Annotated in this window: 12 protein-coding genes; 2 read left to right on the top strand and 10 right to left on the bottom strand. The window is 66.0% G+C overall.

Annotation, left to right across the window (positions count from 1 at the left end):
- Nucleotides 1–18: 18 nt before the first annotated feature.
- The 4 genes from FQU96_RS16555 to dusB all read right to left on the bottom strand — a co-directional run bounded on the left by FQU96_RS16555 (nucleotide 19) and on the right by dusB (nucleotide 6,062).
- Complete coding sequence (locus FQU96_RS16555; protein ID WP_178130544.1) at nucleotides 19–2,274, bottom strand: PAS domain-containing sensor histidine kinase; 2,256 nt, start codon at nucleotides 2,272–2,274, stop codon at nucleotides 19–21.
- 109 nt (nucleotides 2,275–2,383) lie between these two features.
- A complete protein-coding gene (gene ntrC, locus FQU96_RS16550) occupies nucleotides 2,384–3,844 on the bottom strand; it encodes a nitrogen regulation protein NR(I) (protein ID WP_146542407.1) in 1,461 nt (486 codons plus the stop codon).
- Nucleotides 3,841–4,995 carry a nitrogen regulation protein NR(II) gene (locus tag FQU96_RS16545; protein ID WP_146542406.1) on the bottom strand — a complete coding sequence of 385 codons (1,155 nt, stop codon included), beginning with the start codon at nucleotides 4,993–4,995 and terminating at the stop codon, nucleotides 3,841–3,843. The genes ntrC and FQU96_RS16545 overlap by 4 nt, the downstream gene beginning before the upstream one ends.
- The gene (gene dusB, locus FQU96_RS16540; RefSeq protein ID WP_146542405.1) at nucleotides 4,995–6,062 is read right to left on the bottom strand and encodes a tRNA dihydrouridine synthase DusB; all 1,068 of its coding nucleotides are present in this window, start codon (nucleotides 6,060–6,062) and stop codon (nucleotides 4,995–4,997) included. The genes FQU96_RS16545 and dusB overlap by 1 nt, the downstream gene beginning before the upstream one ends.
- Nucleotides 6,063–6,208: 146 nt before the next feature.
- On the opposite strand from dusB, the gene FQU96_RS16535 reads away from it, so the two are divergent.
- The gene (locus FQU96_RS16535; protein WP_146542404.1) at nucleotides 6,209–7,405 is read left to right on the top strand and encodes a bifunctional 2-C-methyl-D-erythritol 4-phosphate cytidylyltransferase/2-C-methyl-D-erythritol 2,4-cyclodiphosphate synthase; all 1,197 of its coding nucleotides are present in this window, start codon (nucleotides 6,209–6,211) and stop codon (nucleotides 7,403–7,405) included.
- Here FQU96_RS16535 and FQU96_RS16530 read toward each other — a convergent pair.
- Both FQU96_RS16530 and FQU96_RS16525 read right to left on the bottom strand, forming a co-directional pair.
- Nucleotides 7,395–8,000 (bottom strand): HAD family hydrolase, encoded by a 606-nt coding sequence (locus FQU96_RS16530; RefSeq protein WP_146542403.1) that lies wholly within the window; start codon nucleotides 7,998–8,000, stop codon nucleotides 7,395–7,397. The genes FQU96_RS16535 and FQU96_RS16530 overlap by 11 nt on opposite strands.
- Nucleotides 8,001–8,006: 6 nt before the next feature.
- Entirely contained in the window at nucleotides 8,007–8,642 is a 636-nt protein-coding gene (locus FQU96_RS16525; protein WP_146542402.1) for a glutathione S-transferase family protein, read from the bottom strand.
- 67 nt (nucleotides 8,643–8,709) lie between these two features.
- Between FQU96_RS16525 and FQU96_RS16520 the strand changes: the two genes are divergently transcribed.
- Nucleotides 8,710–9,198 carry a CinA family protein gene (locus FQU96_RS16520; protein ID WP_146542401.1) on the top strand — a complete coding sequence of 163 codons (489 nt, stop codon included), beginning with the start codon at nucleotides 8,710–8,712 and terminating at the stop codon, nucleotides 9,196–9,198.
- A gap of 25 nt (nucleotides 9,199–9,223) precedes the next feature.
- Here the strand turns inward: FQU96_RS16520 and FQU96_RS16515 are convergent, their stop codons facing one another.
- The 4 genes from FQU96_RS16515 to FQU96_RS16500 all read right to left on the bottom strand — a co-directional run bounded on the left by FQU96_RS16515 (nucleotide 9,224) and on the right by FQU96_RS16500 (nucleotide 12,088).
- The gene (locus FQU96_RS16515) at nucleotides 9,224–10,024 is read right to left on the bottom strand and encodes a class I SAM-dependent methyltransferase (protein ID WP_146542400.1); all 801 of its coding nucleotides are present in this window, start codon (nucleotides 10,022–10,024) and stop codon (nucleotides 9,224–9,226) included.
- 86 nt (nucleotides 10,025–10,110) lie between these two features.
- Nucleotides 10,111–10,563, bottom strand: a complete 453-nt coding sequence (locus tag FQU96_RS16510) for a type II toxin-antitoxin system RatA family toxin (protein WP_146542399.1) — start codon at nucleotides 10,561–10,563, stop codon at nucleotides 10,111–10,113.
- 4 nt (nucleotides 10,564–10,567) lie between these two features.
- Nucleotides 10,568–11,530 (bottom strand): lipoyl synthase, encoded by a 963-nt coding sequence (gene lipA / locus FQU96_RS16505; protein ID WP_146542398.1) that lies wholly within the window; start codon nucleotides 11,528–11,530, stop codon nucleotides 10,568–10,570.
- Nucleotides 11,531–11,599: 69 nt separating this feature from the next.
- Nucleotides 11,600–12,088 (bottom strand): hypothetical protein, encoded by a 489-nt coding sequence (locus tag FQU96_RS16500; RefSeq protein ID WP_146542397.1) that lies wholly within the window; start codon nucleotides 12,086–12,088, stop codon nucleotides 11,600–11,602.

Genomic DNA, 12,088 nt, shown 5'->3' with positions numbered 1-12,088 from the left:
CGGATTGCTCCGTCCGACTCAGTCTCCAGCCGCCGGCGAAACTGCGGCCGCGGTATCGCGCGGTCCGGATGCGGCTTTCCTCTCCGGGCGATGGAATACCAGAGAGATGCGGGCCCCGCCACCCTCCCGATCCTCCAGGATCAGCAGGCCGCCATGCTCCTCCATGATCTTCTTGACGATCGCCAGTCCCAATCCGGTGCCCTTGGTACGGGTGGTGACATAAGGCTCGGTCAGGCGAGCGCGCTCGCTCTTGGGCAGTCCGCGTCCGTTATCCTCGATGACAACCCGCACCGCACGCGCGTCTTCCTGAAGCGACAGGGCAATCCTGCCGGGCGGCAATTTGGCGCCGTCCGGCGGCGGATCCCGTCCTTCGATCGCCTCACCGGCGTTTTTCAGCAGGTTGGTCAGCGCCTGGCCGATCTGGCGGCGATCGACACGCCAGGGCAGCGCCGTCTCCGGCAGAGTCGACTCGAAGGTGATCTGTGGTTGGGCGTTGCGCTGCAGAAACAGGGCCTGCTGGCAGATTTCCTTCAGATCCTCGTCGGCCAGCGTGGCGCGCGGCATCCGAGCAAAGGACGAGAACTCGTCGACCATGCGGCCGATGTCACCAACCTGACGGATGATCGTATCAGTGCAGGTGGTGAAAGTTTCGGGATCCTCGGCGATCTGCCGCAGGTAACGTCGCTTCAGTCGCTCGGCTGACAGCTGGATCGGCGTCAGCGGGTTCTTGATCTCGTGCGCGATCCGGCGCGCGACATCAGCCCAGGCGGCCATGCGCTGCGCCGACATCAGATCGCTGACATCGTCGAACGTGACGACGAAGCCGCGCGAGGTCGTGCCGGACTGCTCGGCAGCAATGCGCACATGCAGGGTCCGCATCTGGCCATCGCGCACGATCTCGACCTGCCCCTGCGGCTGCCGGTCGGGCCGCGAGCGCACCTGATCCAGCAGGCTGTCCAATTCGGGCAGTATGTCAGCGATCGCATGGCCCTCGATCTCTTCGGTCGACATGTTCAGCAACTCGATCGCCGAGCGATTAGCACGCTCGATTCGACCCTCCATGTCGACACTGAGGACACCTGCCGATACGCCGGCGAGGATCGCTTCGGTCAGCTGTCGCCGTTCGTCCAGCTGATTGTTGGTGTCGATCAATTCACGACGTTGTTCGTCGATCTGGGTGGTCATGCGATTGAAAGCGCGCACCAGCCGTCCCAATTCGTCGTCCGTGGGTGTTTCCGCAACGCGTGCCGACAAATCACCTTTCCGCACACTCTCAGCCGCAGACATCAATCCGGCAATCGGCACGGTCAGACGCGAGGCGAACGTGACAGCCAACCATACGCCGGCAAGCAGCATCAGAAGCGCAATCACGGCGTAAACTGCGAACCCCCTGAACTGAATGGCGTTAATGTTGACGTCAACTTGAGAGTAGAATTTACGGGCGCGTTCAATCCGCTGGCTGTGATACCAAAACTTGGGCTCCATATTGTACCGCGCGACCAGGAACAGACGTCCCTCACTGAATAGGTGCAGGACGATATAGTAGGTGTCATCCGGCGGACGCGATGAGACGACGGGGCCAGCTATCTTGGCGGCGCTGCGAAGCACTTCAAGAGGCGGAAGCGTAATGTCGTGGTCATCTTGACCGCGAGCCAAGGACGATGCCACGAGCTTGCCATCGACATCGACGATCGTGATCTCCAGGCGCGCTGGGTTCGCCGCGGCTCGGGCAACAAACTGCATCGCCTTTTCTGGATCGCTCAGAGTCTCCTGACCAATTGCCTGCAGTGCCTTGGACACTTCATCGACGTCGGTCATGACGATCGCGACCACCGGCTCAACCAACTGCTGGGCGCTATCCAGGCCTTGCTCAAGAGGGGTGCTGAGAGTCTCTCGGATACTCACTGACAGCCAATATCCCGATACCATCGCAACGACGAAGGTCGGCACGACAGCAAGGAGGCCGAAAAACAGAACTAAACGAAGGTGGAGACGAGCGCCGGCAACACCGCGACGTCGTTCGACAAACGACCGCGATAGCCGCGCGGTCACAACGCTAGCCATGGCAACGACGATGGCGAAGTCGACGGCAAACAGTGCGCGGATGAAGTGTCGTGATGCAAACCGCTGTGGCAGCCCTCCCACCAACGCAGCGTACGTCAGCGCACCAGCAACGATCGCCAGCGCGCCAAGGCCATAGGCAGTGGCTCGGCTCGACAAAAGTCGGCCGAACCCTCGATAAAGTCGCGCGGGCAAAGAGACGCTAGCTGTCATCCAACTACACCTTGTCGGTGTCCCGGGGGTGGGACACCGATGGCGGTAGTTTAGCGCATGGCGCCGAGTGCCGTCAGACCTTCTTGCCGGGGGCTGGGGATGGGAAGTTTCAGCGCAATCCGCGCACGACCTGCACATCGAGGTCGCGAATTTTTTTGCGCAATGTATTGCGGTTGAGGCCCAGAAGTTGCGCAGCCTTGACCTGGTTGCCGCGGGTTGCTGCCAAGGTCAGCGATAGCAGCGGACGCTCGACTTCAGCCAGGATGCGGTCATACAGTCCCGGCGGCGGCAAGGTCCCCTTGAACGTGCCGAAATAATCGCGCAGATGGCGCTCGACGGCATCGGCCATGTTCTCGCCAGCGACCTCCGCTGGAGCCGTCATCGCGACGTCGCTGGCGGGCAGATCGGCCAGTTCGGCCGACACCACCTCGGCGGTGATCACCTCCTGCGCGTAGAGCGCGGCGAGGCGCCGCACGAGGTTCTCCAGCTCGCGCACGTTGCCGGGCCAGCGATACTCCTTGAGGCGGGCGATCGCGCCGGGGTCGAGTACCTTGTCGGGCAAGCCGTCGGCAGTCGCCTTGGCGAGGAAGTGGTTCACCAGTTCTGGAATATCATCGAGCCGTTCGCGCAGCGGCGGCAGGCGGATCGGCACCACGTTGAGGCGATAGAACAGGTCCTCGCGGAACAGGCCCTGCCCGATCGCGCGGCGCAGGTCCTGGTGCGTCGCCGCCACGATGCGCACATTGGCGCGGATCGGCGTGCGGCCACCGACCGTGGTGTACTCGCCCTCCTGCAACACGCGCAGCAAGCGGGTTTGCGCCTCCAGCGGCATGTCGCCGATCTCGTCGAGGAACAGCGTACCGCCGGCAGCCAACTCGAACTTGCCGGGCGAGCGCTGGGTAGCACCGGTGAAGGCGCCGCGCTCGTGTCCGAACAGTTCGCTCTCGATCAGCTCACGCGGGATCGCCGCCATGTTGACGGCGACGAACGGGCCATTGCGGCGCTTGCCATAGTCGTGCAACGCCCGCGCCACCAGTTCCTTGCCGGTGCCAGACTCGCCATTGATCATCACCGACAGGTCGGTCGCCATCAGGCGCGCCAACGTGCGGTAGATATCCTGCATCGAGGGTGACCGCCCGATCAATGGCAGCCGCTCTTCGCCGTTGACCGGCTCCGTCGTGTTGCGCGGCCGCTCCGACTGCACGGCCAGTGCGCGATTCACGACCGCCACCAGTTCCTTCAGATCGAACGGCTTGGGCAGGTATTCGAAAGCGCCCCGCTCCGTCGCCTTGACGGCCGTCAGCAGGGTGGTCTGGGCGCTCATCACGATGATGCGCATCTCTGGCCGCAGCTTCTTGATGCGCGGCACGAGGTCCAGTCCGTTCTCGTCGGGCATCACCACGTCGGTGATGATCAGATCACCATCGCCATCCTTGACCCATTCCCACAAGGTGGTGGCGGTGCCGGTGGTACGCACGTCGTGGCCCAGGCGCCCCAGCGCCTGTTGCAGGACGGTGCGGATGGCGCGGTCATCGTCGGCGACGAGAATCGTGGCGTGCGAACGGTTCATGACGAGGGGCTCCGGGATCGTGCCGGGACGTCCGTCGGTGTCATGCGCGGCCGCATCGGCAGCATGACATTGAAAACGGTGCGTCGCGGCGCGCTTTGGAACTCGACGACCCCTCCGTGGTCATTGACGATTTTGGCGACCAGCGCGAGTCCAAGACCGGTGCCATTGACCTTGTTGGTGACGAATGCATCGAACAGGTGTTCGCGCAGTTCTTCGGTAATGCCGGGACCGTTGTCCTGCACCGACACGACCAGCGGCAGGTGCACGCGGGTTTGTGTGCCCGGCACGGCCAGCCGTACGCCCTGGCGGTAGGCGGTCGACAGGATGACTTCGGCACCCTCATCAGACGCCGCCTCGCAGGCGTTCTTGGCGAGGTTGAGGAAGACCTGTACGAGTTGGTCGCGGTTGCCCCAGACATCGGGCAGCGACGGGTCGTAGACCTCGGCAAAGCGCACATGCCGGCCGAACCCGTGCTCGGCGACCTTCCGCACATGCGCCAGCACCTGATGGATGTTGACTGCCGCGCGCTCGACGGGCCGGCCGTCGGCAAAGGCTTCCATGCGATCGACCAAGGCCACGATACGGTCGGTCTCTTCGCAGATCAGCTGCGTCAGTTCGCGCTCGGCGTCGCCGACGTTCTGCTCCAGCAGTTGCGCCGCCCCGCGGATGCCGGACAGCGGATTCTTCACCTCGTGCGCCAGCATCGATCCCATGGCTCCAACCGAGCGCGCGGCGCCGCGATGCAGCATCTGGTTATCGATCTTGCGGGCGATCGACTGCTCCAGCACCGAGATCGCCACCCCGCCGCCGCCGTCATCGCCCAGAGGCGCCATCAGCAACGCGACAAAGCGATTACCCAGCCGGGGCGACGACAGCGTCACGCCATTCTCGGAAACCGCGGCACCTGTCTTCAGGACCTGATCGAGCAGGGAAAAAAGCGGCGAGTCAGCGGGCAGGAAATCATTGAGCGAACGGCCCAGCAGGATGGTGGTGCTGAGGTCGAAGAACTGCTCGGCCGCGGCATTGGCGTGGATGATCCGCGCATTGCGATCGACCACGACAACAGCCTCGACCAAGGCATCGAGAATGGCGGCCGCCGACGGCACCCCTTGCGGGTCGCGATCGTTGGAGCGGACGGCCGCATTCGCCATCAAGCGGCTTCCTTCACCGGTTCCAGCTCGGCGACGACGGCGCGCGTGACGCCGCGCGCGATCAGCGGTTCGTAGAAGGCGGCCAGCAGGCCGCGCACCGTGGCGACATCGGCGGCGCGGTTGGCGGCCGAGCGGAACTCGGCCGATCCGGGCAGCCCCTTGGAATACCAGCCGATGTGCTTGCGTGCCATGCGCGCACCGGTCTGCTCGCCGTAGTGCGCCAGCATCGCCTCGAAGTGACGCATCAGGATCGCGTATTGCTCCGACAGCGGCGGCTCGGGCGGCCGCTCGCCGGTGCGCAGGAACCGGATGGTTTGGTTCAGGAACCACGGACGCCCATAGGCGCCGCGCCCGATCATCACGCCGTCGGCGCCGGACTGCGCAAGCGCGCTCGCGGCGTCATCCAAGGTAACGATGTCGCCGTTGACGATCACGGGCAGCGCGGTCGCCGCCTTGACCTCGCGCACGAAGGCCCAGTCGGCCTGCCCTTCATAGAATTGGCACCGCGTGCGGCCGTGCACCGTGATCATGCGGATGCCGCACTGCTCGGCGATGCGCGCCAGGTTGGGCGCATTCTGGCTGCGCTCGTCCCAGCCCTTGCGCATCTTCAACGTCACCGGCAGTTTCACTGCCTTGACCGTGGCCTCCAGGATGCGCGCGGCATGCACCTCGTCGCGCATCAGCGACGAGCCGGCATGACCGTTCACGACCTTCTTCACCGGACAGCCGAAGTTGATGTCGATGATGTCAGCGCCGCGGTCCTCGTTCAGCTTTGCGGCTTCGGCCATCACCTGCGGCTCGCATCCCGCCAGCTGCACCGACATGGTGCCCTCCTCGGCGCTGCGTGACGCCATGAGCAGGGTCTTGCGGTTCTCCCGGATCATCGCCTGGCTGGCGATCATCTCGGAGACCACCAGGCCGGCGCCTTCGCGCTTCACCAGGGCCCGGAACGGCAGGTCGGTGACACCGGACATCGGCGCCAGGATGACGGGATCGTCGATTCGCACGGGACCGACCTGAATCGGGCCGACCGGCGCGGCATCATGGGATGAGCGAGATGAGGTCATCGTCAGGGGTGCGGACGCTTTGATCATTGTGATCAAATTTTGTGCATACTGTTTTTTGCACAAAATTTGTGCGTCCTTTCTACTCTGACTGACCTGCTGACGCAACACCGTCGACATGGCTTCCGCCCGGTAGTATTCCCGCCCGAATGCCGCGCACCGTTGCCCTGATCGTCGCCGCTGGCCGAGGCCACCGGATCGGCGGCCCCCTGCCCAAGCAATATCAGACCATCGGCGCCCGATCGGTCCTGCGCCACACACTGGAGCAATTCTTGGGCCATCCCGCGGTGGAGGCGGTCCAGGTTGTGATCGCGGCCCGCGACCGGGTGCTGTACGACGCCCAGACGAGCGGCCTGGTGCTGCGTCGCGCCGCGGTCGGCGGCCCCTCGCGCCAGCGCTCGGTGCTCAACGGACTGGAAGCCCTGACCGACGACCCACCCGACATCGTCACCATCCATGACGCGGCACGGCCGCTGGTCTCGGCCGAAACCATCGCGCGGACGGTCGATGCCGTGGCGGGCAGCGACGTCGCCGGCGCGGTCGCGGGCGTGCCTGTCACCGATACGCTCAAGCGCCTGGAGGGCGAGCGGGTTGCGGGCACCGTCGACCGCCAGGGCCTGTGGCGGGCGCAGACGCCGCAAACCTTCCGCTTCGCGCCGCTGCTGGCGGCCCACCGTGCCGTGGCGTCGCTCGGTGACAACGAGGCCACCGCGCTGACCGATGACGTTGCCGTGGCCGAGCGTGCCGGGTTGGAGATCGCCATGATCGAGGGTGAGGAGCGCAACTTCAAGATCACCACCGAGGAGGACATGGCGCGCGCCCGGCGTGAGCTGGCACCGCGCCTGGAAACGCGGACCGGCACCGGCTTCGACGTGCATGCCTTCGGCCCTGGCACGGCCGTTACCTTGGGTGGCATCGAGGTGCCGCACACCCAGGGCCTGGTCGGCCACTCCGATGCCGACGTTGCCCTGCATGCGCTCACCGATGCCCTGCTGGGCGCCGTGGCGGCCGGCGATATCGGCCAGTTCTTTCCACCGTCCGATCCGCAATGGCGCGGCGCCGCGTCGGCACGCTTCCTGAAGCACGCCGCCGACCTGGTCTCACGCGAGGGCGGGCGCATCGTCAACGTCGACGTCACCCTGATCTGCGAGCGGCCGCGGATCGGCCCCTACCGCGATCAGATGCGGGCCCGCATCGCCGACATCCTCGGCATCGCCGTGCATCGCGTCGGCGTCAAGGCGACCACCACCGAGAAGCTCGGTTTCACCGGCCGCGGCGAAGGCATCGCCGTGCAGGCGGCGGCCTCGGTCGAGATGCCGGTACGGGACGACGACGCTACAGGCTGAGGCCCAGGCAGCCGGCCAGCGACCGTTGGCCGGTCCAGTGGACCGCCGACCAACCCGCGGCCCGCGCCGCACGTACATTCTCGGCGGCATCGTCGAGCAGCAGCAGGTTGTGCGGTGATTCCCGCAGACGCGCCGCGACCTGGTGAAAGAACGCGGCGTCCGGCTTGCGACACCCCAGGTCGGCTGAATAGTGGATCCCATCGACATGGTCTGCCAGTCCCAGGACCCGCATCAGGTGGTCGGCCCGCCGGTGTTCCTGGTTGGTGGCGAGGTGGATGTGCCAGCCCCCGCGGCGCAAGTGCCCCAGGTCGGCCAGCAGCGCCTGGTCGATCCGGGCGTCCTGGTTGAACCAATAGTCCGTCAGTTGCTGCACGGTCAGGTGCGGTGCCACGGCCGCCAGGACCGGCGCCAGCCGATCGGCGAGCGCGGCGCGGCCCAGCACGATGTCCTCCCAATGCGGCGCGAAGAACGTGCTCTGCAAATCCTCGGCCCGCAGGCCGAGATCGGCCTCGAGTCCGGTGGACCAGGGTCGGCCATCGGACGGGCGGCCTCGGATCAGGACGCCGTCCACGTCCACCAACAGCGTGCGGGTCATGACGATCTAGGCACTGGCGGGCATCACTTCGTCCGGTGCGGGACGCGTCTTCTGGAACGCCGGCTCGCGCTCGCAGCGGTCGGAGAACCCCTCGAGCGCGGGATAGCGTCCCGGTGGAAACATCTCCGGGGCCCGATGCCTCAGGTAGAACAGCATCACGCCCAGCATGATGTCGGGTTGCATGAGGCGGCTGCCGAGAAACCAGCCGGACGGCGACATGCCGTCGAGTGCCTGCAGGGCGCTGGCCAACTGTTGGGCGCAGCGGTCGAGCCATGGTTGATGGATCTTGTCCGCCGGCCGCAGCGCGCGCTCGTAGACGACCGCGCCGGCCTTGTCGACAGCGCCGCTGGCCAGAGCGATCACCTGCAGCGCTTGCCGCCGCGCCGCGCCTGACGGCGGCACCAGCGCGCGGCTGGGCCCCACCATCTCGTCGATATGATCGAGGATGGCCGCCGAGTCGATCAGCACCTCGCCATCATCCAGCACCAGCGACGGAATGCGTCCCAGCGGGTTGATCCGGCGCATCGCCTCGGCATCGGCGAACACGCTGCGCGTGTCGCGCTCGAACGGCAGGCCCAGCAGATCCAGTGCGATGGCAACGCGCCGCACGTAGGGCGAATCATACTGGCCGACCAGAATCATGTGTTCCTCCCCTGGGTTCGACAAACCCGCCGCAAAGCCTTACACACGATACTGGACAGGTGATGTCATGTTTAGCGAAGCCATTCGTCATACCTCAACCGAACTGCTGGACCGCTATCGCCGCGCCGGGCTGCGAATCGCCACCGCCGAATCATGCACCGGCGGCCTGGTGGCGGCAGCGCTGACATCGATCGCCGGCTCCTCCGATGTCGTCGAGCGCGGCTTCGTGACCTACACCAACGACGCCAAGGAGCAGCAACTGGGCGTGCCGCGCCTCGCCCTGCTCTCCTACGGCGCCGTGAGCGAACCCGTGGCGCGTGCCATGGCCGACGGCGCCCTGCGCGAGTCGCTGGCCGACGTGGCGGTTTCCGTGACGGGCATCGCTGGTCCCGGCGGCGCCACCGCCGATAAGCCTGTCGGCCTGGTGTATCTCGGCATCTCCCGTCGCGGCCGCGAGACACTGGCCGAACGGCATGTGTTCACCGGCGACCGCGACGGTGTGCGTGCCGCAGCGCTGATCAGGGCGCTCGCCTTGCTGCATAGCCGCCTCGACTGAATGGCGCCGTTGTCGTCCGCGGCGCTCAGGACACCGGACGCCGGGCGATCAACCCGACCGATTGAACGACCTCGGTGAACGCACCGTTGCGCGCATGCACGGTCATCGCTTCACGGATGGACTGTGCCAGTTCATCGGCCCTCTCGCCGATCTTGCCGCGCGATGTGCTCGACATCGACAGCGCGCGTTCGACCAGGTTCTCGACCGCGGTCTGGCGGCGCTCGATCACGCCGATGATCTCGAGCTGATTGAACGGCGAGTCGAGCAGAACAGCCTCGTGCTGGATCCAGTCCGGCGAGCGATGCAGGCTGCGCTTCAGGTCATCGCCGGCGTAGCGGTCGATGAGAGCCTCGTAGCCCTTCAGCCAGGCGTTGTCGGGCACCCTGGGATGCTCGTGGCGGAAGAGCACGACGGCGCCGTCGTCCTCGATCATGGTATCCAGCCGCTGCAGCGTGTCGACGCGATCCATCCAGTGGAAGGCACGGCCGATCACGGCAAGACGGAAACGACCTTGCGACGGCGCCAGGTCATAGGAACTGCCGCTGACGAAGGATATCGCCGCACCGGCCGCTGCTGCGGCGTCGGCAGCCGCCGCCAGCATCTCCGGCTCGGGGTCCATCGCCACGACGCCGCCGGCCAGGGGCGCGAAGGCCACCGCCAATGGGCCCGGTCCGCAGCCCAGGTCCAGCACGCGGTCCGTCTTGCGCAGGCCGCACAGCTCGGCAACGCGCGCGATCAACCGGGCCGCATAGGCAGGGCGGCCGGCAAGATAGTGGCTGGCGGCCGACTGAAACCGGTGTGGTTCGAACGGGATCGTGGAGGCCATCGCGACCCTCCGGCAAGGTTCAAAGCCGATGATGATGCCCAGCGCGGCGCGCGACAAGCGGCCACGCGCATAACGGTATCGCGCTCCTACGCCGCGACCTTGCCATAGAGCTTCGCCGCACGCGCTTCGAAGGCTGCCACCATGCGTCGCACAGCCTCATGAAACAACAACTCGATTGTCGCCTGCAGCAACCGCGAGCGAAACTCGAACTCGACATAGAAGTCGATCTCGCATCCCTTCTCGTGGGGATGAAAGATCCAGTGATTCATCAGGTGCTTGAAAGGGCCGTCGGCGTAGGTGGTGTCGATGCGCGGACCATCAGGTGCGTCGGGCGACAACGTGACTTTCGATGTGAAGCGTTCCCGGAACAGGCGGAAGCCGATGGCGAGATCGGCGATGACCAGCCGATCGCTGCGCTCGCGCACGCGCGCTGCGACGCACCAGGGCAGGAACTCGGGGTACTTCTCGACGTCGCTGACCAGATCGTAGAGCTGCCGCGGGGTATACGGCAGCACCCGCCGCTCGCTGTGCGTAGGCATGATATCAGGTCGAGGCCGTCAGTTTGGCCTGGCGGGCAGCGCGCAACTGCGCGAAGTCGTCGCCGGCGTGGTAGCTCGACCGCGTGAGCGGCGTTGCCGAAACCATCAGGAACCCCTTCCCGCGCGCCATCGCGGCCAGCTGCGCGAACTCGTCGGGCGTCCAGAACTTGTCGACGGCGGCATGCTTGGGCGTCGGCTGCAGGTACTGGCCGATGGTGAGGAAATCGACATCGGCGGCGCGCAGGTCGTCCATCACCTGGCCGATCTCGGCGCGCGTTTCGCCCAGGCCAACCATCAGGCCTGATTTGGTGAAGCTTGCGGGGTCGGTCTCCTTCACGCGCGCCAGCAACTGCAAGGACGTGAAGTAGCGTGCGCCCGGCCGGATCGTGGGATAGAGCCGCGGCACGGTTTCCAGGTTGTGGTTGAACACGTCGGGCTTGGCGGCGACGACGGTCTCGATCGCACCCGGCTTGCGCAGGAAGTCCGGCGTCAGGATCTCCACCGTGGTGCCAGGCGCGGCGGCGTGGATGGCGGTGATGACCGCGGCAAAATGCGCGGCGCCGCCATCGTCAAGATCATCGCGATCGACCGACGTCACCACCACATGGTGCAGTTTCAGCTTCTGCACCGCCTCGGCGACATTGGCCGGCTCGTGCGGATTGAGCGCGCCCGGCAGGCCGGTCTTCACGTTGCAGAAGGCGCAGGCCCGTGTGCACGTGTCGCCCATGATCATGAAGGTGGCGTGCTTGAGCTTCCAGCACTCTCCGATATTCGGGCAAGCCGCCTCCTCGCAGACGGTCGAAAGACCATACTGGCGCATCAGGCGTTTGGTCTCGGCGTACTCCGGCGAGTTGGGCGCCTTGACCCGGATCCAGTCGGGCTTGCGCGCCACCGGATTGTCGGGCCGGTGCGCCTTCTCGGGGTGTCGCTCGGCCCGTGCCAGGACGGGTTTTTCGAGGGTGTCCATGACCGTAGAGGTGAGCCTTTGCGGGACAAGCGTCAAGTGACCCTCCCTCTCCATCCTGTCCAATCCATCTCACAGCTCATGGAGATGGTTCTCCAGCACGCGCACCAGGCGGTCCTCGACCAGGTCGCGGGTGACGTCCTCCAAGGGCACTTCCTCGACCTGGCTCTTGGCCTCGTCCAGGCCGGCTTCGACGTCGCCATAGTAGATGGCGATGCCGACCGGGAAGACGGCCTCGAACGAGACGCTGAGCGGCAGTGCGACCTGATCGCGCAGCAGCGGCAGGGCAAATTTGGCGATCAGGGTCGCGTCACTGGAGCCCGGCAGGTAGAAGGCGCCGGTATCCGACACCGTCGGCCGCATCCGGGCCTGGTTGAGAACGCCGGTGAAGCGTTCCATCTCGGGCATGATCACGTGCGTGAACACCGCGCGCGCGGCCTGCAGGAAGACGCGCTTGGCCTCGGTCTCCTCCGCCAGCCGCTGCGCCGCACGCTGGCGCTGGATCTCCTTCTCACGCAGCGCGCGGCCGATCAGCTCGAGGATGTCGCGTTCGGTACGCAT

The sequence above is a fragment of the Reyranella sp. CPCC 100927 genome (genome assembly GCF_007859315.1).
Classification (GTDB): Bacteria; Pseudomonadota; Alphaproteobacteria; order Reyranellales; family Reyranellaceae; genus Vineibacter.
Note: the sequence above shows the minus strand (reverse complement) of the source record. Positions and strands in the feature narration are given on the sequence as shown.

What these genes read in the sequence shown, in the direction of transcription:
- FQU96_RS16555 (WP_178130544.1), bottom strand. Translation starts at nt 2,274, where the DNA reads ATGACAGCTAGCGTCTCTTTGCCCGCGCGACTTTATCGAGGGTTCGGC.
- ntrC (WP_146542407.1), bottom strand. Translation starts at nt 3,844, where the DNA reads ATGAACCGTTCGCACGCCACGATTCTCGTCGCCGACGATGACCGCGCC.
- FQU96_RS16545 (WP_146542406.1), bottom strand. Translation starts at nt 4,995, where the DNA reads ATGGCGAATGCGGCCGTCCGCTCCAACGATCGCGACCCGCAAGGGGTG.
- dusB (WP_146542405.1), bottom strand. Translation starts at nt 6,062, where the DNA reads ATGACCTCATCTCGCTCATCCCATGATGCCGCGCCGGTCGGCCCGATT.
- FQU96_RS16535 (WP_146542404.1), top strand. Translation starts at nt 6,209, where the DNA reads ATGCCGCGCACCGTTGCCCTGATCGTCGCCGCTGGCCGAGGCCACCGG.
- FQU96_RS16530 (WP_146542403.1), bottom strand. Translation starts at nt 8,000, where the DNA reads ATGACCCGCACGCTGTTGGTGGACGTGGACGGCGTCCTGATCCGAGGC.
- FQU96_RS16525 (WP_146542402.1), bottom strand. Translation starts at nt 8,642, where the DNA reads ATGATTCTGGTCGGCCAGTATGATTCGCCCTACGTGCGGCGCGTTGCC.
- FQU96_RS16520 (WP_146542401.1), top strand. Translation starts at nt 8,710, where the DNA reads ATGTTTAGCGAAGCCATTCGTCATACCTCAACCGAACTGCTGGACCGC.
- FQU96_RS16515 (WP_146542400.1), bottom strand. Translation starts at nt 10,024, where the DNA reads ATGGCCTCCACGATCCCGTTCGAACCACACCGGTTTCAGTCGGCCGCC.
- FQU96_RS16510 (WP_146542399.1), bottom strand. Translation starts at nt 10,563, where the DNA reads ATGCCTACGCACAGCGAGCGGCGGGTGCTGCCGTATACCCCGCGGCAG.
- lipA (WP_146542398.1), bottom strand. Translation starts at nt 11,530, where the DNA reads ATGGACACCCTCGAAAAACCCGTCCTGGCACGGGCCGAGCGACACCCC.
- FQU96_RS16500 (WP_146542397.1), bottom strand. Translation starts at nt 12,088, where the DNA reads ATGCGTACCGAACGCGACATCCTCGAGCTGATCGGCCGCGCGCTGCGT.